The organism is Kribbella sancticallisti (assembly GCF_039530625.1).
Classification (GTDB): Bacteria; Actinomycetota; Actinomycetes; order Propionibacteriales; family Kribbellaceae; genus Kribbella; species Kribbella sancticallisti.
On the sequence record NZ_BAAAOS010000033.1, the window covers coordinates 186,798 to 209,839 of the forward strand.

28 protein-coding genes are annotated in these 23,042 nt (G+C 69.5%); 9 read left to right on the forward strand and 19 right to left on the reverse strand.

Annotated features, from left to right (window positions below; all coding sequences use genetic code 11):
* Positions 1-11: 11 nt before the first annotated feature.
* Complete coding sequence (locus ABD255_RS24360; protein ID WP_344217759.1) at positions 12-356, forward strand: YciI family protein; 345 nt, start codon at positions 12-14, stop codon at positions 354-356.
* On the opposite strand, the gene ABD255_RS24365 is transcribed toward ABD255_RS24360, so the two are convergent.
* The 13 genes from ABD255_RS24365 to ABD255_RS24425 form a co-directional block, all read right to left on the reverse strand.
* A complete protein-coding gene (locus ABD255_RS24365; protein ID WP_344217761.1) occupies positions 337-672 on the reverse strand; it encodes a hypothetical protein in 336 nt (111 codons plus the stop codon). The two genes, ABD255_RS24360 and ABD255_RS24365, sit on opposite strands and share 20 nt — an antisense overlap.
* Positions 673-775: 103 nt before the next feature.
* Positions 776-1,939 carry a VWA domain-containing protein gene (locus ABD255_RS24370; RefSeq protein WP_344217763.1) on the reverse strand — a complete coding sequence of 388 codons (1,164 nt, stop codon included), beginning with the start codon at positions 1,937-1,939 and terminating at the stop codon, positions 776-778.
* A complete protein-coding gene (locus ABD255_RS24375; RefSeq protein ID WP_344217764.1) occupies positions 1,936-4,113 on the reverse strand; it encodes a DUF5682 family protein in 2,178 nt (725 codons plus the stop codon). Before ABD255_RS24375 ends, ABD255_RS24370 begins: the two co-directional genes overlap by 4 nt.
* Positions 4,110-5,198 (reverse strand): ATP-binding protein, encoded by a 1,089-nt coding sequence (locus ABD255_RS24380; RefSeq protein ID WP_344217766.1) that lies wholly within the window; start codon positions 5,196-5,198, stop codon positions 4,110-4,112. The genes ABD255_RS24375 and ABD255_RS24380 overlap by 4 nt, the downstream gene beginning before the upstream one ends.
* Positions 5,195-6,595: a DUF5691 domain-containing protein gene (locus tag ABD255_RS24385; RefSeq protein WP_344217767.1), complete on the reverse strand. Its 1,401-nt coding sequence runs from the start codon at positions 6,593-6,595 to the stop codon at positions 5,195-5,197. Before ABD255_RS24385 ends, ABD255_RS24380 begins: the two co-directional genes overlap by 4 nt.
* A gap of 22 nt (positions 6,596-6,617) precedes the next feature.
* The gene (locus ABD255_RS24390; RefSeq protein ID WP_344217768.1) at positions 6,618-7,931 is read right to left on the reverse strand and encodes an SWIM zinc finger family protein; all 1,314 of its coding nucleotides are present in this window, start codon (positions 7,929-7,931) and stop codon (positions 6,618-6,620) included.
* A 144-nt stretch (positions 7,932-8,075) separates the two neighbouring features.
* Complete coding sequence (locus ABD255_RS24395; RefSeq protein ID WP_344217770.1) at positions 8,076-8,294, reverse strand: DUF3072 domain-containing protein; 219 nt, start codon at positions 8,292-8,294, stop codon at positions 8,076-8,078.
* Between the two features lie 74 nt (positions 8,295-8,368).
* Positions 8,369-9,277 carry an amidohydrolase family protein gene (locus ABD255_RS24400; RefSeq protein ID WP_344217772.1) on the reverse strand — a complete coding sequence of 303 codons (909 nt, stop codon included), beginning with the start codon at positions 9,275-9,277 and terminating at the stop codon, positions 8,369-8,371.
* A gap of 2 nt (positions 9,278-9,279) precedes the next feature.
* A complete protein-coding gene (locus tag ABD255_RS24405) occupies positions 9,280-10,170 on the reverse strand; it encodes an SDR family oxidoreductase (protein ID WP_344217774.1) in 891 nt (296 codons plus the stop codon).
* 105 nt (positions 10,171-10,275) lie between these two features.
* Complete coding sequence (locus tag ABD255_RS24410) at positions 10,276-11,025, reverse strand: SDR family oxidoreductase (RefSeq protein WP_344217776.1); 750 nt, start codon at positions 11,023-11,025, stop codon at positions 10,276-10,278.
* Between the two features lie 96 nt (positions 11,026-11,121).
* On the reverse strand, positions 11,122-12,057 hold the full coding sequence (locus tag ABD255_RS24415) for a LysR family transcriptional regulator (protein WP_344217778.1): 936 nt from the start codon (positions 12,055-12,057) through the stop codon (positions 11,122-11,124).
* Between the two features lie 16 nt (positions 12,058-12,073).
* Positions 12,074-12,694, reverse strand: a complete 621-nt coding sequence (locus ABD255_RS24420; RefSeq protein WP_344217780.1) for a class I SAM-dependent methyltransferase — start codon at positions 12,692-12,694, stop codon at positions 12,074-12,076.
* Positions 12,695-12,711: 17 nt separating this feature from the next.
* On the reverse strand, positions 12,712-13,605 hold the full coding sequence (locus ABD255_RS24425; RefSeq protein WP_344217782.1) for an alpha/beta fold hydrolase: 894 nt from the start codon (positions 13,603-13,605) through the stop codon (positions 12,712-12,714).
* 60 nt (positions 13,606-13,665) lie between these two features.
* Here ABD255_RS24425 and ABD255_RS24430 point away from each other — a divergent pair, with 60 nt between their 5' ends.
* On the forward strand, positions 13,666-15,543 hold the full coding sequence (locus tag ABD255_RS24430) for an AfsR/SARP family transcriptional regulator (protein WP_344217784.1): 1,878 nt from the start codon (positions 13,666-13,668) through the stop codon (positions 15,541-15,543).
* A gap of 143 nt (positions 15,544-15,686) precedes the next feature.
* Here ABD255_RS24430 and ABD255_RS24435 read toward each other — a convergent pair whose 3' ends face one another.
* Entirely contained in the window at positions 15,687-15,860 is a 174-nt protein-coding gene (locus ABD255_RS24435; protein WP_344217786.1) for a hypothetical protein, read from the reverse strand.
* Between the two features lie 414 nt (positions 15,861-16,274).
* On the opposite strand from ABD255_RS24435, the gene ABD255_RS24440 reads away from it, so the two are divergent.
* Entirely contained in the window at positions 16,275-16,478 is a 204-nt protein-coding gene (locus ABD255_RS24440; RefSeq protein ID WP_344217788.1) for a hypothetical protein, read from the forward strand.
* Positions 16,479-16,559: 81 nt separating this feature from the next.
* Here the strand turns inward: ABD255_RS24440 and ABD255_RS24445 are convergent, their stop codons facing one another.
* The gene (locus tag ABD255_RS24445; RefSeq protein WP_344217790.1) at positions 16,560-16,931 is read right to left on the reverse strand and encodes a glyoxalase superfamily protein; all 372 of its coding nucleotides are present in this window, start codon (positions 16,929-16,931) and stop codon (positions 16,560-16,562) included.
* A gap of 148 nt (positions 16,932-17,079) precedes the next feature.
* On the opposite strand from ABD255_RS24445, the gene ABD255_RS24450 reads away from it, so the two are divergent.
* The 3 genes from ABD255_RS24450 to ABD255_RS24460 are packed head-to-tail and all read left to right on the forward strand — an operon-like array spanning position 17,080 to position 18,397.
* Positions 17,080-17,529 carry a phage holin family protein gene (locus ABD255_RS24450; RefSeq protein WP_344217792.1) on the forward strand — a complete coding sequence of 150 codons (450 nt, stop codon included), beginning with the start codon at positions 17,080-17,082 and terminating at the stop codon, positions 17,527-17,529.
* The gene (locus ABD255_RS24455) at positions 17,526-18,128 is read left to right on the forward strand and encodes a DUF3618 domain-containing protein (RefSeq protein WP_344217794.1); all 603 of its coding nucleotides are present in this window, start codon (positions 17,526-17,528) and stop codon (positions 18,126-18,128) included. Before ABD255_RS24450 ends, ABD255_RS24455 begins: the two co-directional genes overlap by 4 nt.
* Positions 18,125-18,397: a DUF4235 domain-containing protein gene (locus ABD255_RS24460; RefSeq protein ID WP_344217796.1), complete on the forward strand. Its 273-nt coding sequence runs from the start codon at positions 18,125-18,127 to the stop codon at positions 18,395-18,397. The genes ABD255_RS24455 and ABD255_RS24460 overlap by 4 nt, the downstream gene beginning before the upstream one ends.
* A gap of 215 nt (positions 18,398-18,612) precedes the next feature.
* Here ABD255_RS24460 and ABD255_RS24465 read toward each other — a convergent pair whose 3' ends face one another.
* Positions 18,613-18,762: a hypothetical protein gene (locus ABD255_RS24465; protein ID WP_344217797.1), complete on the reverse strand. Its 150-nt coding sequence runs from the start codon at positions 18,760-18,762 to the stop codon at positions 18,613-18,615.
* A 166-nt stretch (positions 18,763-18,928) separates the two neighbouring features.
* On the opposite strand from ABD255_RS24465, the gene ABD255_RS24470 reads away from it, so the two are divergent.
* From ABD255_RS24470 to ABD255_RS24480, 3 genes are all read left to right on the forward strand, one after another.
* Positions 18,929-19,816, forward strand: a complete 888-nt coding sequence (locus ABD255_RS24470) for a LysR family transcriptional regulator (protein WP_344217799.1) — start codon at positions 18,929-18,931, stop codon at positions 19,814-19,816.
* Positions 19,817-20,079: 263 nt separating this feature from the next.
* The gene (locus ABD255_RS24475) at positions 20,080-20,877 is read left to right on the forward strand and encodes a SigB/SigF/SigG family RNA polymerase sigma factor (protein WP_344217801.1); all 798 of its coding nucleotides are present in this window, start codon (positions 20,080-20,082) and stop codon (positions 20,875-20,877) included.
* An 88-nt stretch (positions 20,878-20,965) separates the two neighbouring features.
* Positions 20,966-21,472, forward strand: a complete 507-nt coding sequence (locus ABD255_RS24480; RefSeq protein WP_344217803.1) for a DNA polymerase ligase N-terminal domain-containing protein — start codon at positions 20,966-20,968, stop codon at positions 21,470-21,472.
* Here the strand turns inward: ABD255_RS24480 and ABD255_RS24485 are convergent.
* From ABD255_RS24485 to ABD255_RS24495, 3 genes are read right to left on the reverse strand one after another with little or no spacing between them, the layout of a single operon-like run.
* Entirely contained in the window at positions 21,459-21,767 is a 309-nt protein-coding gene (locus tag ABD255_RS24485; RefSeq protein ID WP_344217805.1) for an AzlD domain-containing protein, read from the reverse strand. The genes ABD255_RS24480 and ABD255_RS24485 overlap by 14 nt on opposite strands.
* Positions 21,764-22,435, reverse strand: a complete 672-nt coding sequence (locus tag ABD255_RS24490) for an AzlC family ABC transporter permease (protein ID WP_344217807.1) — start codon at positions 22,433-22,435, stop codon at positions 21,764-21,766. Before ABD255_RS24490 ends, ABD255_RS24485 begins: the two co-directional genes overlap by 4 nt.
* On the reverse strand, positions 22,432-22,971 hold the full coding sequence (locus ABD255_RS24495; protein ID WP_344217809.1) for a CGNR zinc finger domain-containing protein: 540 nt from the start codon (positions 22,969-22,971) through the stop codon (positions 22,432-22,434). The genes ABD255_RS24490 and ABD255_RS24495 overlap by 4 nt, the downstream gene beginning before the upstream one ends.
* Positions 22,972-23,042 lie beyond the last annotated feature (71 nt).

Genomic DNA, 23,042 nt, shown 5'->3' on the forward strand with positions numbered 1-23,042 from the left:
AGGGCGGACCGATGCGCTACATGCTGATGCACAAGACCAACGAGAATTTGGAGGCGGGGCAGGCACCTGATCCGGCGATGCTGGCGCGCGCCGACGAGGTGCTGGAGGAGATGCGCCAGGCCGGCGTGCTCTGCCTGGCGGAAGGGCTGATGCCGAGCTCGAGCGGAGCGCGCGTCACCTTCCCGGAGGGGAACAAGCCGCGGGTGATCGACGGTCCGTTCGCCGAAACCAAGGAACTCATCGCCGGCGTCTCGGTGATCCGGGTCGACTCCAAGCAGGAGGCAGTCAGCTGGGCCCTCCGCTTCGCCGAAGCCGACCCCGGCACCGAAATAGACATCATCGAACTGGCCGGCTGACCCCCACAGCTCTGTCAGAGGCAGCGGGTCGGTCGGCCAGGGTGCCTTCCTCGGCGCTGACCAACTGGTCGATCGCGGCGAAGAACCGAGCGATGCCCGGGAGATTGCCGCCCTTCTCGCGGGAGGCGGCGAAGTCCTCCGGTGTCGCCCACTCGACGATGTCCAGCCACTCCCCGGCCGGCAACCGCACCAACCGCGCCGCCACGAACCCGCTCCGGTCAGCCCGGAAGTCCGCCAGCATCCCGGGCCGCGCAGCGAGCAGCTCCGCGGTCTTCTCCTCCAGCACCGAAAACCGCGTCAGTTCGATCGTGCTCATCGCCACTCCATTAGTCATCAATCATGATAGTCACTGATCTTGACTATATCAATCGCGGCGTCAGATGCAGGATCGGGTACCGGTCTGATCGCCGAGACCTCCATCAGTCGCCTCCGAGGTTCGTGGCTGCCCAGGAGCCGATGTCGTCGCGGCGGATCGCGGCGGCCAGCAAGTCCGGGAAGAGATCAGGAGTACAAGCGAACGTCGGTACTCCGAGATCGGCGAGCGCGGCCGCGTTCTCGGCGTCGTAGGACGGTGTGCCCGAGTCCGACAACGCGAGCAGCGCGATCAACTGCACACCGGACTCCACCAAGGACCGAGCCCGCCGCAGCAACTCCTCCCGCACCCCGCCCTCGTACAGATCGCTGACCAGCACCATCACCGTCTCCCCCGGCCGGGTGATGAGCCCTTCGCAGTACGCGACCGCGCGGTTGATGTCGGTGCCGCCGCCGAGTTGCGTGCCGAACAGGACGTCCACCGGGTCGTCGAGTTCGTCGGTCAGATCCACCACTGACGTGTCGAAGACGACCAGGCTGGTTCGCAGCGCCCGCATCGAGGCCAGGACCGCGCCGAACAGGCCGGCATAGACGACGGATTCGGCCATCGAGCCCGACTGGTCGATCGCCAGCACGACATCGCGTTGCACGCTGTGGTTGCGTCGGGCGTAGCCGACCAGCCGGTCCGGCACGATCGTGCCGAGGGTGGGCGAGAAGTGCTTGAGGTTGGCCCGGATCGTGCGGTCCCAGTCGATGTCGGAGTGCCGCGGCCGCCCGGTCCGCCCGGCTCGGTCCAAGGCACCCGTGACGGCGGCGCGAGTCCGCTCGGCCAGCCGTTCCTCCAACTCGGCGACCACGCGGCGGACGACTTCGCGCGCGGTCTGCTTGGTCTCCTCGGGCATCACCTCGTTCAAGGCGAGCAGGGTGCTGACCAGGTGGACGTCGGGCTCGACCGCGTTGAGGAGTTCGGGCTCCATCAGCATCCGGGTGATGCCGAGCCGCTCGACCGCGTCCCGCTGCATCACCTGCACGACCGAACTGGGAAAGTACTGCCGGATGTCCCCGAGCCACCGCGCGACCCGTGGCGCCGACGAGCCCAGGCCGGCCGACCGCTTGGTCCCCGGCTCGCCCCGCTCCGCGTCGTACAAGGCGGACAACGCGGCGTCGACGGACCGGTCGGCGGCGGACAGCGTCGTACCGGTCTCGGGATCGGCCTCGCTGCCGAGCACCATCCGCCAGCGGCGCATGCGTTCCTCGTCGGACACGGTCATACCCCCAGCAGTCGGGCCACGACCGGCAGCACCGAGGCCGCCAGCTCGACGTCGAGCTCGTTGTCATCAGCAACAATCGCCGCGGCCGGATCGCCCAGCGCCCGGGCCCGATCCCCGATCGACCGGCGCTCCGGCGACGCGAAGGTCCCGAACGTACGGCGAAGCAACGGCAACGCCTCCAGGAACGCCTCGTCCGGGATCGCCCCGAGCCACGAGTCCACCAGAGCCAGCAGGCGTTCATCGTGCACCAGCAGCAGGCCGCCACCCGCGAGGAAGCCCTCCACGTACCCCGCGGCGTCGGCGGTCGGAGTACCGGGAGACAACGCTCGCCCCAACCGCAACGCGACCTCGGCAGCCTCGAGCCGGGAGGTGTCGAGCATCAACCGGGTCAACCGGCCGGCGATCAGCGGCGGCACCGACGTCCGGCCGCTGAGCCCTTCGAGCGTCGTCAACCACTCGAGCCGCACAGCCTCGTCCAGCAAGGCGGTCGCGTCCTGGACGCCGTCGATCAACTCCAGCACCGAGGTGGCCGCCTCCGGATCAAGCCCGTGCACGGTTCGCGCCAGGCCCGCGCACACCCGCGACACCATCCGCCCGGCGACCACGCCGAGCCCGGCCGTGGAAGACCCGCGAACGTCGCCATACCGCGCCGACCGTGCCAGCGCAGGCAAAGCCGCCATCAAGTGCCCGACATCGGCATCCTTCGCCGCCCGCGTGTCGACACCCTGCAGCAAGGTCGGCAAGGCGTCGCTGAGATCGGCGAGCAACGACCGCTCCAACGCGGACGTCACCTCGGCCAAGGTGGACGATTCGTCGGCGACCTTCAGCATCACGGTCGTCGCTGCTCCAAGCACCGTCGTGCCATGGGCGCCCGCCGCCACCAAATCCACCTCCAGCCCCGGATCCCAGCCGAGCGTCCAGGTCTCGCGGAACGTGCCCTGGTTCCGTCGCTCGTCCGCGGTCGGCACACCCCAGTCGATGCCGAGAATCCGCAGCCGGTGCAACAGCCGCGACTTCTCCAGATCGTTCGGCTTCCGCAGGTCCAGTTCCACCACCCGCTCGGCGGCATCCCGCTTCAACCGCAACCGCCGGGCCTGTGCCGCAAGATCAGCCGCTACGGGCGCTTGCGGCGTCTCCGCCGGTACTGCGCCCAACAACTCCCCGACGACGGCCTCCCGCGTCACCAGGTCGAGCAGTACGTCGTTGCCGCCGCACATCACCGCCCGGGTGGCCTCCGTGACCTCGCTAAGTCCGGCAAGAGGTCGGCCACGCAAGGCCGCCAGGGTCTCCGCCAGCCGGACCGCCTCGATCACGTGTGCGCTCGACACCGGGAGGTCCTCGGCGCGCAGGACATGCGCGACCTTGGTGAGCCAGCGAGTGGTGATCTGATCGGGTGCGGTGAACAGATGGTGGTACCAGCCGGGCGAGGTGACGCCGGCGCCGTACCCGCTGGCCGTGGCCAGCCGGCCGTGGGTCCAGGGCACCCAGGTGCAGGCGACCTTGCGCTTCGGCAGGCCTTTCAGGATCCGCTGGTCGTGTGTTGCCGGGGGCAACGGTGCTTGCAGGGCCGGGACATGCCAGGCGCCGCAGACCACCGCGATCCGTTCGAAGCCCTCGCGCAGAGCCTTGCGGAGCGTGGTCCGCATGTAGGCCTCGCGTTGCGCCTCCCGCCCGGTCGCCTCGTCGTCGCGGCGGAGTTCGGTCATCGCCTCGGCGATCACCGTGAACGGTTCGGCGCCGTCCCGCCGGTGCTCGATCACGTCGTCCCACCAGCGCTCGGGATCGTCGTATCCGCCGGCCGCGGCCAGTGTCGCCAGCGGATCGGCCGACGCCGCAGTACGGTGCGATCGCTCCGAGCTGCCGAACTGGTACGCCGCCGGCAGATCGCAGAACCGAACCGGTACTCCGGCCGCCAGCGCGTGCCGGATCGCCTGCCACTCCGGGCTGAACACCGCGAACGGCCAGAAGGCGGCCCGGGTCGAGTCGTCGGCCGCGTACGCCAGCAGCGCCACCGGCGGAACCATCTCCTCGGAGGCGGCCAACTCGATCACCTTGTCGGCCTCGGGTGGCCCCTCGATCAGCACGATGTCCGGTTGCAACTCCGTCAGGGCAGCTGCCAGCGCCCGGGCCGAACCCGGTCCGTGGTGCCTGATCCCGAAGAGGTGAACCGTCATCCGGAGATGTCCCTGCAGGCCCGGTAGAAGTCCGCCCAGCCGTCCCGCTCCCGCACCACGGTCTCCAGGTACTCCGACCAGACGACCCGGTCAGCCGACGGGTCCTTCACCACGGCGCCGAGGATTCCGCCCGCCACGTCGTTCGAGCGCAGTACGCCGTCGCCGAAGTGCGCGGCCAGGGAGAGTCCGCCGGTCACCACGCTGATCGCCTCCGCGGTGGACAGCGTGCCCGAGGGTGACTTCACCGCGGTGCGGCCGTCCTCGGTCCGCCCGGAGCGGAGCTCGCGGAAGACCGTCACCACGCGACGGATCTCGTCGAGCGCGTCGTCCTGCTGTGGCAGCTCGAGCGACGAACCGAGCTGCGCGACCCGGCGCGAGACGATCTCCACCTCGTCCTCGGCGGAGTCGGGCAGCGGCAGCACCACCGTGTTGAACCGCCGCCGCAACGCGCTGGACAGCTCGTTGACGCCCTTGTCCCGATCGTTGGCGGTGGCAATGACGTTGAACCCCTTGCGGGCCTGGACTTCCGTGCCCAGCTCCGAGATCGGCAGCGCCTTCTCGGACAGGATCGTGATCAACGCGTCCTGGACGTCGGACGGCATCCGGGTGAGCTCTTCGATCCGGGCGATCTTCGCGTCGGCCATCGCGCGGAAGACCGGGCTCGGCACCAGCGCCGCCTCGCTGGGGCCTTGGGCAATCAGCTGCGCGTAGTTCCAGCCGTAGCGGATCGCCTCCTCGGCCGTGCCCGCGGTGCCCTGCACCAGCAGCGTCGAGTCGCCGCTGATGGCCGCTGCCAGATGCTCGCTGACCCACGTCTTCGCCGTTCCCGGTACGCCGAGCAGCAGCAGCGCGCGATCCGTCGCCAACGTCGCGACGGCCACCTCCACCAGCCGGCGCGGCCCTACGTACTTCGGGCTGATCTCCACGTCGCCGGCCTTGCCACCCAGGAGATACGTGACCACCGCGGCCGGCGACATCCGCCAGGCGGGCGGCCGCGGCCGGTCGTCGGCGGCGATCAGCGCGGCCAACTCCGCGGCGTACTCGTCCTCGGCGTGCGGGCGCAGTACCTCAAGGGCAACGGTCATGACAGCTCCTCGTACATCTCACGACGGAAGATCAGGGTCTCGACAAGGCGCCGCCGCCAGGTGTCTTCCTCACCGGTCGGCTCGCGGGTGATCGGATGGTTCAGTACTGCGGCCGGCACCGCGCGGGCGGCGATACTGGCCAGCCGGGCCCACGCTCTGGCAGTGCCGGCTTTGGCCAGTTGGTCCAAGATCGCGACGGACAACTCCTCCGGCCAGGGCACCGGCAGGCCGCCGACCAGGTCCGCCACGTCTGTCCTTGCTCGCAGCAACTCGATGGCCGGAACCCATTCCTCGGGCGGTAGCACGCGCAACAACTCGGCCGTACGGTTGCCGGTCTCCGCATCCGCCAGCAGCAGAGCTCGAGCCCACTCGGCCGATCCCTCGCGCACAGCCGCCTGTGCCCAAGCGACCTGAAGGACCTCGGGCGCGCAGCCTTCGACCTCCATGTGGAGGTGTTCCGGCTCGGAGGCTCGGAGCGGCGCCGCGGCCAGAATCTGGCGGAACCACCAAGCCCGCTTGCCGATTCCCTCCTGCGGTTGTGGGTCGATGCCGTCGCGTTCCATCGACGCATCCAGCCTGGTCGGCAGGGTCACGGCGATGAGTCCGTCACTGATCAGGAGGTGGGACCAGACGCGCTGCGCCATGCGTTCGCCGTACTGCGAACCGGGGATCCGCGCGAGCAGGGCGGCCGCGGCACGTCGTACTTCCTTGGAGCGGTCGTCGAGTGCGGCCTCGCAGAACTCCTCGTCGGCCGGGGAGAGCCCTTCCGCCAGCAGGCCGAGGAAGTCGAGCCGGGTCGCGGCGGGTTCCGTCGGCCACACCTCGCGAAGGGCTTCCAGGGCGGCGGCCGGATCGCTGTGCCGCAGCGAACTCAGCCAACTGCGGCGTTGGGTGGCGTTGCCGTGCGTCCAGATCCGCAGATCGTTGCTCTCGACAACGGCCGCGTGGAGGAACCGCCACTCGGGATTGAGATCGGCCAGCCAGCTCGCGCGCCGTCCCGCCGCCTTCACCACCAACGGCCGGTACTGCACTCGCCCGCGCGCGTAATCAGCCAGGGCCGGGAGGTGTTCCGGCGGGACACCCCACCCACGTTCGTCGGCGGCCCGCAACCACTCGCCGAGGGCGGTGGTCTGGAAGCCGGTCAGCATCGCGTCGAGCCTGCGGATCGCGGCTGGTCGCGGCAGCGGCCGGTCCTCTCCCGCAGCGGCCGGTAGCGGCTCAAGCCCTTCCAGAGGTGTTCGGCCAGCTCGTTTGTAGAGGGTCGCCAACGCGGCAGCGTCGAGCAGCCCGCCCTCGCCGAGCTCCTCCTGGATCTTCGGCGGCAGCTCCTCGAAGCGCGCGGGCCGCCGCTCGGTCCCGAGCAACGCCGAACTCACCAGCCCGTCCCAGCCCCTCACGACAGCACCCTCCCCGCGCACTTCATGACAGCACCACCGGGCGGTCGCCGTCCCAGCACGTCATCGGCTTGAACCCCGCGCGGTTCCACTCGCCGGCGACCGTCACGGGATCGCCCGCCGACACCGCGAGCAGCTTCCACAGATCGACGCCGGGCAGCACCTCCAAGGCGTCGCCCGCCTCATCGACCAAGGCCCAGTTCTCGCCATTGCGGGCGGGTCGCACGTCCGCGAGCACGAGCGGCCAGCGCTCGTTCCAGGGATCAGCCGCCAACGATTCGACGTACGACGCCAACGCCTGCTTCGCGCTGAGGCCACCGGGGCGAGGGGACGGCAGGCGTGGTGCCGTCTGGGTGAGTAACGCTCGCATCGGCAGCACACCGGGGTAGTACGAGAGCACGGCCGGGACTAGTTCACCAGGGCGGGCCGGAAGTGGGTCGAGCCGTCTGCCCGCCGGCGCGAAGGTCAGGATGAGCGCGAGTCGTCCGGTAGTGGACCCGCGCAACCAGAGGCGCCGTACGGTCAGGCGGTCGTCGGGCTCGATGACTCGGCCGAGTACGAGCCAGTCGTCCTCGACCTTCTCCCCTTCGGCGAGCACACGGGCGGTTTCGACGGTCCAGCCGATCCGGGACTGCACGGTGTCGGCCAATGCCGGTGGGAGCTCGCCGAGCCGGGCGTGGGCGGAGACGACCAGGTGGATGAGAGACAGCTCTTCCAGGAGCTCGCCGGGCCACCCGTGTCCCCGGCCCACCACCCCGGCCGCTCGGCGTACTGCGCCTGCCACGCCTGGCGCCTGGGCGTCCACCGTGCGCGCAGCGAGGCGGCTCAACTCGGAGTATCCGCGCTGCTCGAAGCCGCCGAGCCCACGGCGTACCTGGTCGTCCAGCCAGCTCCGCAGTTCAGCGATCCCGGCCGACACCCGGTCAGCCCGCCGAGCCACTCGCTGCTGAGCCGCCAGCGGATCCGCGACCTCGCCCGGCTTCTTCTCAGCCCGCTCCGCCGCCCGCTCAACCCGCGCGGCTCGATCCTCCAGCCACTCGGAGACCCAGCCAGGCTCTGCCGCACCCGGCACTTCGTTGCCCACCCACAGCAACATCAGTCCCAACGCATGCTTGCAAGGGAACTTCCGGCTGGGACACGAGCACTTGAACGCAGGCCCCTCCACCTCGACCACGGTCTGGTACGGCTGCTTCCCGCTCCCCTGACACAGCCCCCAAACCGCCCGTCCGGACGCGCCCGCACCCGACCACTTCGCGACGCGGGCCAGCCCCTGGCCGGCCTTCACCGACGCGGGATCAGCGGCCAAGCCGAGCACCTGTTCGACATCCCAGCTCGCCACCACACCCCCAACCCAGTCGGCACCACTCTCTGCCCCGAGAGCATCCCATCCGCCGCCGACGGACCGCCGCCCACCATCACCCGAAGGGCTGTCTCTCAGAAGCCGGGCCCGATCCGCGTGAGTACTGGCCGAGGTGTTCTTCTGCTAACTGTCGGTGCCGCGGCCCGTGCGAGCCTGCAGTTCGTCGATCAGCTTGGAGGCCTCGGCCTTCGTGAGTTCGGCGCTCGGCATCTCCACGCCGGCCTCCTGCGCCAGCGTCCCGAGGTACGACGCCTGGGGCCCGGTCATCGGCTCGTCCCCGGTGGTCCAGTCCTCCGGATCCTTGTCGGGCACCGGCTGCACCTGGTCGACTCCGTCAGTCATGTCCCACACCTGCCTTATCGAACATTCGCTCGCTTGTAGGTCGACCGCCAGGTACCCGCGGATCCCATCCCCATTCACCTCGGCCGCGGTACCAGCTCACCGAGCAGCCGTACTGCGTTGAAAGTGGTCCGGGCCCGCCAGTCCTCAGCCGACTCGTCCAGCCGGGTCAACCGCCGAGCCACCGTCTCCAACGGGGTGAAGGGGTAGTCGCTGCCGTAGAGCAGGTGATCCACCCCCGCGAGCGGTTCGTCGTACCAGAGGTCCTTGAGCTGTGGCTTCACGCTGGGCATCTCGTAGGTGTCCCTGAAGAGGTCCAGGCGATCACCGAGCAGCCGCAGTACTCCGCCCGCGTGGGTGACGATGAACTGGATCCTCGGGTAGCGGTTGAAGATCCCCGTCAACGCCAGGTCCGTGACGGCCCGCGCATTGTCGAAGAGGAACTCGATCATCGGCCTCGGCCGGTCCAGCGCTACCTGTCGCCACTGCGGCGGCGAGGTGGGGTGCAGGAGGACCACCGCGGCCCTGTCGTCCAGCTCCCGCCACAGCTGGTCCCACGAGGGATCCCCCGGGTACTGCCCGCCCGCATTGCTCAGCAGTACTACGCCATCCGCGTGCAGCACGTCCAAGGCGTACCGCAGTTCCCCCAGCGCACCGTCCACGTCCGGAAGCGGCAGGCTGGCGAAGAAGCCGAAGCGGCCCGGGTGGTCCTTGCCGAACTCCGCCGCCGTGTCGTTCATCCTCCGGGCCAGCACCTGGGCCCGGAAGTCGTCCCCGAAGTGCACGCCCGGGGACGACACCGAGAGCACCGACCTGGCGATCCCGGTGTCATCCATCAGGTCGAGGTGACGCCGCAGGTTCCACGTCGGCCAGGCCGGCATCCCGTCGGGCCGCAGGTGCCCGGCCCGCTCCGCGGCGGCGACGTACTCCGGGAGCAGGAAGTGCGCGTGGATGTCGATCAGTTCGGGGGTGGGCGTGTTCTTCATGGTCAGGCCGTCGGGTGCAGCAGGTCGTCCAGCTCCACCCGGCGGAGGAACTCGGTCCGGACCCGGTCGGCCACCGCGTTCACCACGGCCGCGCCGTCGTCGGAGGGGTCGATGTGGACCCGGAACGGGCGCTTGCCCTTCTCCGTGCCGACCACCGTCACGATCGCCTTGGCCACGTCGGCCACGTCGGCCCACTCCGGCTCCAGCTCACGCAGTTTCTGCGCGACTTGGTCCATCAGACCGGCGTACTTCGTCTCGTAGGCGGCGACGATGTCGGCGTCGGCCGGTTTGCCGCTGTGCGCGAAGTGGTTCGTGCCGTGGGTGAAGGACCCCGGCACGACGATCGTGCTCTCGATGCCGAACCGCGAGACCTCCAGCGCGTAGCTGACCGCCAGGGCGTCCATGGCCGCCTTCGCGGCGAAGTACGGAGCCAGGTACGGCGGGGTGCCGCCGCGGGTGCTCGAACTGCCGACCCAGAGCAGCAGGCCGTCTCCCTGCTCGCGGAGGTGAGGCAGCGCCGCACGGTTGAGCCGTTGGGTGCCGAGCACGTTCGTGTCGTACATGTCGGCCAGTTGCTCGGGGGTGAAAGCCTCGGCCGGCCCGGTGACCATGTGGCCCGCGTTGTGGATCAGGACGTCGAGCTTGCCCTGCTCCGCGAGCACGGTCCGGACTGCCTGCTGGGCGGACTCGTCGTTGCTGATGTCGAGCTCCACGGTGCGAAGGTCGACCTTGTGTTCGTCGGAGTACTGCTTGGCCTGCGTCACGGCGGCCGCGTTCCGGCCGGCGACGTCGCGCATCCCGGCGTACACGATGTGGCCGGCGTCGGCCAGGGCGCGAGCAGTCAGGGCCCCGAAGCCGCTGGACGCACCGCTGATCAGAATCGTCTTGCTCATCTCGGTTCTCCTTCGAAAAGTGGCATGGAGGTACCCGGCGGTGGACGCCGCCAAGTCACAACAGGTGGGTGGTTCGAGGCCGCGGCCGAGCGGCCGCGGGGTGGATCAGGCGGCCGAGCCGCCGTTGGCGTAGATGACCTGGCCGTTGATCCAGCGGGCCGGTCCGGCCAGAAAGGCGACGATCTCGCTGATGTCCTCGGGCCGGCCCAGACGCTCCAGCGGCGGCTCGGCGGCGATCCGGTCGATCAGTTCCTGCGGCTTGCCGTCGAAGAACATCGCGGTCGCGGTCGGCCCGGGGGCGACGGCGTTGACGGTGATGTCGCGGCCGCGCAGTTCGCGGGCGAGGATCAGCGTGACCGCCTCGACGCCGCCCTTGGTCGCGGCGTAGGCGGAGTAGTTCGGCCGGGCGAGCTTGGTCAGGGAGCTGGAGAAGTTGATGATCGCGCCGCCGGCGCGCACCCGGCGGGCAGCCTGCTGGTCGACCACGAAGGTGCCGCGCAGGTTGGTCCGGACGACGCTGTCGAAGACCGTCAGGTCGAGATCGGCCAGCGGCGACAGCGGCATGATGCCGGCCGCGTTCACCACCACGTCCACCCCGCCGAAGGCCTCCTCGGCCCGGTCGAACAGCGCGCTCACCGCGGTCTCGTCGGCGACGTCGGCCTGGACCGCGATGGCCCGGCCACCCGCCTGCTCGACCTCCTTGACGGCTTCCTCGGCCTCGGCCTGGTTGCCGCCGTACGTCACGACCACCGCGTAGCCGTCCCGCCCGAGCCGCGTCGCGGTCTCCCGGCCGATACCGCGCGAGCCGCCGGTCACGATCGCGACCCGTTCGGTGCTGGTGGTGTTCTCTGTCATCGTCCTGGCTCCTTCAGATCTTGGTGTTTCCTGCTGACAACCAAGATCCTGCTCCGGTCGATGCATCAAGTCCAACGAATCAAACCGATGGATGGATCAATTCTGTTGATTCACCAGATCGGCGCCCAGCTCGGTCCCGTCGGGGTGGCGGAGGTGGGTGCTGACCAGGCCGAGCAGGGCCCGCAGCGCGGCCGACGGCTTCCGCTTGCGCAGGGTGGCCATGTAGAGCGACCACTGGAAGGTCTGGTCCGAGATCGGGATCGCCCGGATCTGCTCGTCACCGGCCACCGCGTAGCCGGGCAGGATGCCCAGCCCGACGCCGTGCCGGACGAACTGGACGCCGTTGTCGATGCCGAGCGCCTCCACCACGACGCGCCGCTCGATCCCGGCCGCCTCGAAGGTCTGGTCGATCAGCGTCCGGGTGCCGAAGCCCGGCGGGAAATCGACGAACGCCTCGTCGGCGAGCTCGGCCAGCGCGATCGAGCGGCGCCGGGCCAGCCGGTGGCCGACCGGAACCGCCAGCACCTGCGGCACCCTGAGCAGCTCCCACGCGGTCAGCTCCCGCGGCACACTTCCCGCGCCGACGCCGAGGAACCCGACGTCGATGTCGCCGTGGCGCAGCCCGACGATGACGCCGGCCGATCCCTCGGGCTCGACCCGCAGTTGCAGCTCGACGTTCTGGTACCGCCGGCGGAACTCGCCCGCCGCCGCGGGCAGATCGACCAGCCCGAGGCCCGGCAGCAACCCGACCCGGACCTTGCCGCGCATCCCGGCGCCCAGTTCGTCGACGACGTCCCGCGCGCCCTGCACGGCATCCATCACCGCCAGCGCTTCGGGCAGCAGCGCAGTACCGGCTTCGGTCAGTACCACCCGCTGCGCGCTCCGCTCGAACAGCGTGACCTTGAGATCCCGCTCGAGCGACGCGATCGCCGCACTGACCGCACTCTGCACGACATGCAGCCGCCGCGCCGCCAGCGTAAAGCTCCGCTCGTGCGCCACCGCCACGAAGTACTCCAGTTGCCGCAACTCCACCCCCAGAGTCTGGCACTCACTCCCGGCGAGCCCGGAACAGCGTGTGTCCGCTGTCCCCTTCCGGCACGAACTCCTCCCGCTCCACCACCAGACCGCTCCGCTCCAGCCATTTCCGGTACGTCGCCGCGTCCGCGTGGCTCCACCACATGGGCACCTCGCCACCGAGCCAGTTCTCCTCGGCCCCGGTCCAGGCGTCGTGCCCGGTGGTCCCCACGAAGCGACCACCGGGCCGCAGCCAGCCCGCTATCCGTTGGAGCAGCGGCGCCTGCTCGTTTAGTGGGATGTGGATCAGCGCGTAGAACGAGACGACGGCATCGAAGCTTGCGGACGGCAGCTCCAGCTTCGTCGCGTCTGCCCGCACGAACTCACCTTGCGGAACCAGCTCCCGCGCCCGCCGAACCTGGACCTCGCTGATGTCGACCCCGAGCACCCGATGGCCGGCCGACACCAGCGCCCGAGCTACCGGCAGCCCGGAACCACAGCCCAGATCCAGCACCCGACTCCCCTCGCCCAGGTCTTCGAGCAGTTCCTGGATCCACGCCTCGTACTTCGTCTCGCCCTGGTAGCTGTCGTCGTACCGGGCGGAGAGCGCGTCGTACCCGCGTCGTACCAGGTCCTTTGCCGATTCAGCATCCATACAGCGGAGGCTAACCGTCAGCGGGTGAGCAGGTCGCGCAGGATTTTGCCGATCTCCGCCGGGGACTCCTCGGCCATGAAGTGGCCGGCGTCGGTGGTGACGTGGTGGAGATCCGGAGCCCAGGCGCTCCACAGCGCCTGCGCGTCGAAGCCGAGGGCCGAGCCCCAGTCCTGCTGGACGACCGTGACCGGCATGCCGAGTTGGTTGCCGGCGGCAAGGTCGACCCGGTCCTGGGCGATGTCGATGCCGGCGCTGGCGCGGTAGTCCGCGACGATCGACGGAATCGCCGCCGCCGACGCGGCCAGGTAGGCGGCGCGGACGTCGGCGGGGATCGCCGCCGGGTCCTTGGCCCACTGGTCGAGGAACGAGCCGAAGAACGCGTCCGGGCTGCCCGCGATCAACTGCTCGGGCAGGCCGGGCGGCTGGGCCATCAGGTAGAGGTGGAAGGCGACTGCCGCGTTGACTCCGTGCATCGCGTTCCACATGTCCAGCGTCGGCAGAACGTCGAGGCAGGCCAGGTGGGTGATCACGTCCGGGTGGTCGAGCCCGGCCCGGAAGGCGACGAGAGCGCCGCGGTCGTGCCCGGCCAGCGCGAACCGGTCGTGGCCGAGAGCCGCGGCCAGGGCGACGATGTCGGCCGCCATCGTGCGCTTGGAGTACATGCTGCCGTCCGTCTCGGCGGGCTTGTCGCTGGCGCCGTAGCCGCGCAGGTCGGGGCAGATCACGGTGTGGTCGACCGCGAGCCCGGCGGCGACGTGCCGCCAGATCAGGTGGGTCTGCGGGAAGCCGTGCAACAGCACGATCGGGCTGCCGGTGCCGGCCACGGCCGCGGTCAGGGTGACTCCCTCGGCAACCTGGATCCGCTGGTAGTCGAAGTCGGGGATGGTCATCAGTTCGTTCGTCTCGTTCACACTGACGAGGGTGCCGCGCGCCGATGAGCATCCGATGAGCAGCGCTATACCGTGGGCGGCGTGCAGGTTGTCTTCGGGGTGCTCGGGCCGGTGACGGCGTGGAGCGACGGGGTCCCGATCGCGCTCAAGGGTCCGCAGCATCGGGCGGTGCTGGCCCGGCTGATCGTCGCCCGCGGCCGCGTCGTGCCGGTCGGCTTGCTGGTGGACGACCTGTGGACAGTCCCACCGCCCGGTGCGGTCGGAGCGGTCCGGACCTTCGTCGCCGCGCTCCGGCGAGCCTTGGAGCCAGACCGGCCCGCTCGCACCCCGGCCTCGCTCCTGGTCACCGAAGGTCCCGGGTATGCCTTGCGGGCGTTGGAGGTGGACGCCTGGCGTTTCGAGCGAGCAATGTCCAGTACTGCGACGCTCCCGCCGCAGGAGGTGCTCGCCCGGCTCGAGGAGGCCCTGGACTGGTGGCGTGGCCCGGCGTACGCCGACTTCGCCGATGCGCCCTGGGCTACTGCGGAGCGCTCCCGGCTGGCGGAGCTCCGCCTGCACGCTGTCGAGCGACAGGCTGAGGCTCGGCTGGCTCTGGGCCTGGCGGCCGAGGCAGTACCCGGACTGGACGCGCACGTGACGGAGCACCCTTGGCGCGAGGACGCCTGGCGCCTCCTGGCACTCGCCCTGTATCGCTCAGGCCGCCAAGGCGACGCGCTCGCAGTACTGCGGAACGCGCGCACGCGGCTCGTCGAGCAGCTAGGGGTCGACCCGAGCCCGGCCCTGCGTCAACTCGAGACGGACATCCTCAACCAGGCGTCCCACCTCGAGCCAGGTGGTGCGGCCGGACAGGTGTGGGCGCAGGCCACTGCCGCCTACGACCGCGCGGTGGCATCCGGAGCCCGGGCGCGACTGGAGTCCACAGTTGGGCTGCTCCGGAATCTCGCTGTCACGGGTGCCGGCGGACTGGAGGCCGCTCGGGAGCACCGCCTGGCCGCGGTGAAAGCCGCAGAGGAACTCGGCGATTCTGAGCTGACCGCCCGGGTGATCGGGGCGTACGACGTACCGGCGATCTGGACGCGCTCGGACGACCAGGAGCAGGCGGACCAGCTGGTGGCAGCTGCCGAACGGGCGTTGACCGCACTCCAACCCGACCAGCGCGCCGCCAAGGCCCGATTGCTGGCCACGATCGCGCTCGAGTCCCGCGGGACCACCAGGGAGCGTGGGCCTGAGGCTGCCCGGGAGGCGGTGCGGCTGGCTCGGCAGTTGGAGGACCCGGCGCTCTTGGCGTTCGCCCTCAACGGTCTGTTCATGCAGACCTTCCATCGCGCGGGCCTGGCACCTGAGCGGGACCAGATCGGCGCCCAGCTGATCACGTTGTCTGCTCGGCACGGCCTGACCACGTACGAGGTGCTCGGACGGTTGATCCGGCTGCAGGCCCGCAGTGCGCTGGCAGATTGGGCCAGGGCGGACGAGCACGCCGCTGCCGCTGACCAGCTGGCCGAGCGGCATGAGCTTCCTCTGGTTGGAGTGTTCACCCAGTGGTACCAGGCACTCCGGCTGGCTGCTGCTGACGAGCCCGGTGCCGAGGCGGCGTACCGGCAGGCCGCAGTACGGCTTGAGGGTGCCGGTATGCCGGGCCTCTCGAACGGACTGCTTTCGCTCGCCCTGCTGTCGTTGGGCTCGAAGGAGGGTCAGGACTGGGGACCGTACGAACCCTGGGTCAAGCTGGACCTCAGGAAGGTGCCCGACCCGCCACGCGACCTCATGTTCGAGGCGATGTGGTCCCTGATCGCCCGAGCAGCCATAGCCGCCGACGACCAGGCCGTCATGCGGCGAGCCAAGGCAGCGCTCAGACCAGCCGCCGCGGAACTGGCCGGCGCGGGAAGCGGCCTGCTCACCTTCGGCCCGGTCGCCGATCTCATCCAAAGCCTCGACCACCACATGTCAAGAAACCCCTAGGCCCTCCGACCTAGCTGCGCGGTACAGATCGGCAACCTCGTTGCGAAATCCCTTGCGCAGTAGGGATTACCGCGCCACCTGACGGAACTGGCAGGCAGGCTCGCGGGGCCGCCGGTGGTTCGGCGCGAACTACCGCGGTGTGGTTACGGCGTACGGACGGACTGCTGGTCGACCCAGACCAAGTGGCCGTGGTGGCTGACCAGCACCTCGCCGCTCCGCCGGGCCAGCACCTGACCGGCGATCCAGCGGCCGCCGAGGTGAACCTGAACGGATTCCGGCCGCGTGCTCGCGGGCCGGGCGGGGGTGGCAACAGGCATGGCACCAGACTTCTGAACAGGGGCGGTAACGGATTGACGGCGTCGTACAGCGGAAACGGTGTGGTGATGCAGATCGGTCATAGTCGCCCTCGCAGGGACCTCAGTCGTCGACGCATCCAACGCCGGCTGGCTGCTCAACCAAGAGCCACCTTACAGCGGGTCATCAGCCGAGCCCAGACCTGTCTCGAACTGTTCACAGCCTGGAAACACAACGGGCCCTTCGGGACCCACTAACCGGTCGAATCCTCAACCAGACAAGGACTTTCGGCTCTTGACCGAGCGACTGCGGTGGGGGTGGGTCCACTCCGGTCAGCAACCGCTTGCCCGGAGCGGCGAGCGCTTGCCCTCCCCGGCCAACGGGTACCGGACGGCGGAACGGTCCGCAGGCGCGGATCGTCGGTGAAGGAGGCAGTGATGAGCACCAATCCCATCCCCCCGGTACCGCCGATGGGTCCCGGCAGCGACCCCGACAGCAACCCCGATCTGGTCGACCCCGGCCTGGACAACCCGGACATCGGCACCCGCCCCGGTGACGACAGCCCGCTGTCCGTTCCCGAACCGGACAACCCCGACAACCCCGACGAGGAAGACCCCAACGAACAACTCCCGCGGCACTGATCTCAGCGATCCGATCGCTGAGATCAGCACCGCCCGGCCGAACCCGCGGTACCGCGGGTTCGGCGGACGGGTCGGCCGAGGTCAGCTGTAGACGGGGAGTTGCTGGAGCGCCCAGCCGTTGCCGTCGGGGTCGTCGAAGAAGACGAAGCTCCCCCAGGGGAAGTCCTGCACCTCGCTGACCTCGACGCCGCGGCCGACCAGTTCGGCCCGCGCGGACGCGACGTCGGCGACGACGACCTGCAGGCCACGGACGGAGCCCGGCTCGGCCTGCGGCATTCCGGTGCCGATGGCAATCGAACAGGCCGAGCCCGGCGGGGTCAGCTGGACGAAACGCAGGTCGTCGGTGACCTGGTGGTCGTGGTCGGCGACGAAGCCGAGTTTCTCGGTGTAGAACTCCTTCGCCCGGTCCACGTCCGCCACCGGCACGGAGACCAGTTCGAGCTTCCAGTCCATCGTTGTCCCTTCCGATCCATGAGCCCGCAACGTACCGCGCGACAGGCGCACCGAACGGGTGCGGTGGTCGGTGGTTGCTTGCCGTGACCGGCCTTGGGTACCGGACTCCTCAGACGGCAGGAACAAGCCAGCAACTCCGGGAGACACCATGACGACCAATCCACAGCCGCTTCGAGAGGACGACCACCGCTCAGCCGGCCAGGACCAGCCTGTCGGCGTACTGGTGGCTCAGCTCAGCAGCGACGTGAGCCGACTGGTCCGCGACGAGTTGGCGCTGGCCAAGGCAGAGCTGAAGGACAAGGGCAAGGAAGCCGGCATCGGCATCGGGTTGTTCGGTGGCGCCGGGACGGTCGCCGTGTACGGCGTGGGCGCGCTGGTCGCCGCGGCCATCCTCGGGCTGGCGGCCGCCGTACCGGCGTGGTTGTCGGCGTTGCTGGTCGCGCTGGTGCTGTTCGCGATCGCGGGCGTTGCCGCCCTGCTCGGCAAGCGCCACGTCTCGCACGCGACGCCGCCGGTGCCGCAGGCTGCCGTCGAAGGAGTGCACGAGGATCTCGAAGCTCTCAAGGGGCATCAGCCGGAAAGGAAGATCAGCGCATGACCACGACGCGCTCGAACACCAAGATGAGCGAGGCCGAAGCGCTCCGGGCCGACCTGGAGTTCACCCGACAGCACCTGGCGGACACGGTGCAGGAGCTCACTCGGCAGCTGAACGTGCCGCGCAGGATCAAGGACTCCGCCGCGAGCGCCGGCCACCGCGCGGTGCAGGCCGCCGGGCAGGCGGCCCAGCGCGCGAAGGTGACAGCCGGTGGCGTCGGCCACCGGGCCAAGGAAACAGCAGGTGGCGTCGGCCATCGGGCCAAGGAGACGGCTGGGGTCGTCGGGCACCGCGCCAAGGAGACCGCTGGGGTCGTCGGGCACCGCGCCAAGGAGACCGCTGAGGTCGTCGGGCACCGCGCCAAGGAGACCGCAGGCGGTGTCGGGCAGCGCGCCAAGGATGCCACGGGCGGCGCCGGAGAGGCCAAGCATCTGCCGGAGGGTTCCCAGGGCGGTGCGCTGGCCAGGGTGAAGCAGGTTCCCGAGCTCGCTAAGCGCGTGCCGGAGATGAGCCGTAGGCACCCGCGGGCGGCGGCAGCCGTCGGCGGCGCCGTGGTGCTCGGCGCCGGCGCGACCGCGTGGATTGTGGGTCGCGGCAAATGACCAAGGCAGCCAAGATCGCCTATCGTCCGTTCGGCCTGATCTCCGGTATCGCCGGCGGTCTGGTCGCCAGCGCCATCTTCAAGCAGGTCTGGCGCCGCATCAGCGACGAGGACGACGCGCCTGACGCACTCCAGTCCGAGTATCCCTGGCGCCAGATCCTGCTGGCCGCCGCGCTCCAGGGCGCCGTGTACGCCGTGGTCAAGGCCGCCGTCGACCGTGGCGGCGCCAAGGCGTTCGAGCGCTGGACGGGCGAGTGGCCCGGCAGCTGACCACCTCTGGAACCGACGGAACCACTTGAGCTACTGATCCCCGACCTGGCAGCCCTGGCCGGGGATCAGTACTGTCCGCGGGTGAACCGAGCCGGATGTGATCGAAACCTCCCGGCACGGTGCATGAAAGGTGCCCTCCCGGGCACCGGAAGGATGCAAGTACTGGTTGCCCAAGGCCCCGGCGTTGAGCAGACAGCGCCGGGGCGTCACCGGCTTCAGTCAGGCGGCTCGGGGGTCTCGGGCAGATCCTGAGGATCGGGTTGAGGGTGATCCGCGTCCGGCCTGCGGGTCTCGTCGATCAGGTCGTCGACCAGCGGCTCGTCCGGATCGCCGCCGGTGAACTCCTCACCTGGATGCTCGGTCACGATGCCTCCTTTCCAGACTTCTTTCCCAGCCTTCCGCCGGTACCCCGGCCCGGCCGGCTCAAGCCCGCCGATCACGTTCTGTGTGCCGAGGTCTCGACGTCCGTAACCGAAGCCCACTACGGTCACACCTTCCGGTAGTCGCAGGTGGGGAAGGTTCTCGTTCGTCATGGACGTCGATTTACGGCTGGTGCGGTATTTCCTGGTGATGGCGGAGGAGCTGCATTTCACCGCGGCCGCCCGTCGCCTCTACGTGTCACAGCCCGCGCTGAGCAATCAGATCCGCAGGCTGGAGACGCAACTCGGCGCCCAACTCTTCGACCGCTCGCCGCGTGGTGTTCGGCTGACCGCCGCAGGCGGTGCCTTCCTCCCGCACGCGCAGGGTGCGCTGGCCGCGATCGAGTCGGGCGTGGCCGATGCCACCGCCGCCGCCGAGCGCGACCAGGTCCTGCGAATCGACGTACCGCAGCCACACCTCGTTACTCCCCGCGCGGTTCTGGCCCGTCTGCGTGACCGGCTGCCATCATTGCGCCTCGAGATCAGCGGTCGCGGAACCCGCGAGCAGGGTCGCCGGCTGCTGGCAGGTGAGATCGACCTTGCTCTGTGCGGTGCCACGGCACCCTGCCCCGACGGCGTCATGCAGCGGATCATCCGGCGGGAAGCCCTCGGCGTCGCGCTGCCGGCGAACCACCCGTTGGCCGCGGCGGACGCGGTCGCAGTACGGGAGTTGACCGACGAGAGGCACTACCTGCCCGGTGACGACTCCGCGCCCGAGTGGAAAGAGTTCCTGCTGGCCTGCTGCCGTACTGCGGGGTTCACGCCGCGTCGGCATCCCGCGAGCGCGGTCGCGCCCTCGTCGACCAGGCAGGCGTCGGCGCTGGAACTCGTGCGCGCGGGGGAATGTGTCGCCCTCGGCCTGCTCTCCACGCCCTCTCCCGCCGGCGTGGTGGTCAAACCACTCGCGGCCGGGGTTCCGCCGTACGGATGGTCACTGCGCTGGCGTGACTCTGCGCGTACGCCCACCGCCGCTCTGGCAGTACTGCGGACTCTCGACTGACCCGCGACCCTGTGTCACGACCGGCACACCGGCTGGCTTCAAGTCCGCTTCACCTTTGGATCAGACCGATTAACGGACGAGCTTCGGGCGAACGCTTTCCTCAAGCAGGGCAGGTGTTTCCGTGCTGTCTCGATGCTGCAAGTTCGTCTCGACCAGGGGTCGAATGTATAACTTCGCAATCGGTGGGGTAGGAATGACTGCAGATATTGACCGCGGTCCAGACATGTGCCGCGCCGTGACTCACCGTCGCGAGGTCAAGAATCATGGTTACCGTACTTGCCGAACCGAAGCACCAGCGTGATCTCACCACCCGGTCCCTGCTGGACCAACGAGCCCGATCCACTGACGAAGAAGTCCGGCAGTCTCTGCTGGACCAAGCGATCGAGCTGAACCTCGGTATCGCCCACAGCATCGCCGGCCGTTTCCGCGGCCGCGGCGTCGAGTCCGACGACCTGGACCAGGTGGCCTACCTGGGTCTGGTCAAGGCCGCCCGCAGCTATCGTCCCGACACCGAGACACCGTTTCTGGCGTACGCCGTACCGACCATCCGGGGCGAGGTGAAACGCTACTTCCGCGACTGCTCGTGGACCGTGCGGATCCCCCGCCGCCTGCAGGAACTGCAAGGCTCGATCGCCTCCGTGCGACCGCAGTTGGTGCAGGACCTGCAACGTGATCCGACCCTGGAGGAACTGGCCGAGGCGCTCGACGCCACGGTCAGCGAGGTGGAGTCCGCGCTGGCCGCGGACGGTTGCTTCTCCGTGCTGTCGCTGGACCGCCCGATCGACGGCGAGTCCACCGCGAGCCTGGCCGACACCATCGCGGACGAGGAGGACAGTGCCTTCGAGCGGACCGAAGCGGTCGCCATGCTCGAGCCGGTGCTGAACGAGCTCAACCCGCGGGAACGCAAGATCCTCGAACTGCGCTTCGTCGAGGGTCACACCCAGGCCGACATCGGCGCCGAGATCGGTGTCAGCCAGATGCAGGTCTCCCGGCTCCTGCGCGGCATTCTCGACCGCTTGCGCGACCAGATCGAGCCCCCCACCACCGCTGCCGCGGCCTGACCCCTCCCGGTCGGCCCGGCAGCACCCCCCTGCGGTGGTCCGCCGTAAGCTTGTCTTGCGGCGGACCACCAGCAGAGGACGCATCTAGATGCCTAAGGCACCCATCTTCGTCGTCCAGTTGCATGACGCGCGCCGGTTGCACTACGACGTCCGGCTCGAAGTCGGCGGAGTGCTCAAGTCCTGGGCGGTGCCTCGCGGCCCCTCTCTCGATCCCACAGTCAAGCGGTTGGCGGTTCCGACCGACGACCACTCGATCGAGTACGCCGGCTACGAAGGCGTCATCGCCGGCAGCAAGTACGGCACGGGCGCGGTGATCGTCTGGGACGCGGGTGTCTACCAGAACCAGACCCGCGACAAGCAGCGTCGCCTGGTCGACCCGGCGACGGCGATCGACAACGGGCACTTCAGGCTTCACTTGCAGGGCGTGAAGCTGACCGGGTCCTGGGCCTTCACCCGGACCGGTCGAAACGGCGACTGGTTGATGGTGAAGGTCCGCGACGACGCCGCGAATCCGCAGGTGGACCTCACCACCGCCGAACCGCAGTCCGTGCTCAGCGGCCTGACCATCGAGGAGATGGCCGCTACCCAAAGCTGAGCCGCACCACCGCGGTCACCACGATGCCGCCCCCGACGGCCGGCAGCATCGGCACCTTCGCGAGGCACAGACCACCCGCGGTACCGACTCCGGCCAGTTGGGTCCAGTCGACCTCGCGCCAACCCTCGCCACCGATCTCGGTGACGATCAGTCCGGCGAGCAGTACCGGCGCGGTCAACGCGGTCATCCGCACCGCGGCGGGAGGCAGTTTGCGCCCGCCGATGATCAGCGGCGCGCTGGCTTTCATCAGCCAACTGACCACGGTCACGGCCAGAACGGACAGCCAGATCCTCACGCCTCCCCACCCTCCTCAGGCAGTACTCCGAGCAGCGCCGCGGCGGTCGCGCCCAGCAATGCATAAGCAGGGCTCGTGACGAAGAGCAGCGCCGCGGCGACCGTCGCGCCCAGCAGCCCGGCCACCAGCGCACGGGAGGATCGCCGCAACTCGTCCAGCGCCAGGATCAAGAAGAACGCCGGGAAGGCCACATCCAGACCGAGGCGGTGCATCAGGTCGGGCGAGGGTGAGGTCAGCACTCCGACGGCGGTACCACCGACCCAGGAAAACCATTGCGGCACGCTCGCGCCGATCAACCGAGCCACGTCGTAGCCGCCATTGTTGCGGTGAGCAACGACAAACGAGGCGTCGACCAGAGCCTGGGCCTGCAGTGCGCGGGACAACCGGCTTCCTTGCAGGCTGTTGTTCAGCGCGACGCTCATCACCAGGTAGCGCGCATTGATCAGCACCGCGGACACCACCGCCGCGGCCGCCGATCCACCGGCGAGCGCGGCGAGCAAGGTGAATTGCGCTGAGCCCGAGAACGCGAACATCGAGAACAGCACCGGCAGTCCCGAGCCCCAGTCGCGAGCCTTCGCCTCGGCACCGAAACTCAACGCCAGCACGAATCCCGCCGCGGCGGGCCCGACACCCAGCCGCATCCCGTCCAGGAACCCGTCCCTGGTCAAGCGCCCATCCCATGTGTCCGCTGGTAGTGCCTTCTGGCTCGGGCCCGGTTACCGCAGTCCCCCGAACTGCACCAGCGGCGGGAGCCGTTCTTGCTCCGGTCGAGGAACAGCCAGCCACAGTCGCCGTCCTGACACTCGTGCAATCTGCCGAGATCCTCATGCTCCAGCAACCGCGCGGCCGCCAGCGCCAGAGCGGCCGGCAAGTCGGCGGCCTCCCAGTCAAGCGGCTGGATGCCCTTCGGGCGAGCCTCGGCCAGTGCCCCCGCCACCAAACCCCGCAGAGCGGACAAGTCGGCCTTCGCCGGTTCGTTACCACGAGCGAGCGGCAGCAGTACCCCGTAGACGACCTCACGCACCGTTCTCACTTGCTGGAGCGTCCCCGGGCGGTACACCAACCCGACCGCGGTGCACCAGTCCGCGAGCGCCGACGTGGAGGTGATCCGATCGATCCATCGGGCGTCGTCGAGCCGCCACGAGACCGTGTTCACCAGGTCGAGCGCCACGTGCCCACCGATCAGTTCCGGCTGGTAGCCCATCCGCGCATCACCTCAACTAACAAGCTAAAGCGATTTGACTCGTTAGGCAATTCGACCAGGCTGGAATGACC